Annotated in this window: 1 protein-coding gene; it reads left to right on the forward strand. The window is 52.5% G+C overall.

The window, feature by feature from the left end:
- Nucleotides 1-235, forward strand: a 235-nt coding sequence (locus KJQ96_RS39090; protein ID WP_213291230.1) for a hypothetical protein, incomplete at its 5' end; no start/stop codon positions are given.
- Nucleotides 236-276: the final 41 nt, after the last annotated feature.

Below are 276 nucleotides of genomic sequence, written 5' to 3' on the forward strand. Positions count from 1 at the left end.
CGGGGATGCCGGAATGACCGTTATTGGCACATTTGAGACATGCCAACTGAAACTGAATATGTCCGTTTCTTGGGGAAGACCGGAAGTGTCCGGCCGACTGCCGAAACGCACTTTTGACCCTCAACGGACGTTCGGTCGGCATCTGCTGAATTCAGAAAGGTTCTGGGTTTGCCAATCTGTCCCAAGCGCGGCGGGTGTGGGCCTCATGGCCATTTTGAAAAGTGGCCTAATGTGAAAAATTGCAGACCGACAGTCGTTCCCGTGGTTTAATGCTGA

Source organism: Bradyrhizobium sp. sGM-13 (assembly GCF_018398875.1).
GTDB lineage: Bacteria > Pseudomonadota > Alphaproteobacteria > Rhizobiales > Xanthobacteraceae > Bradyrhizobium.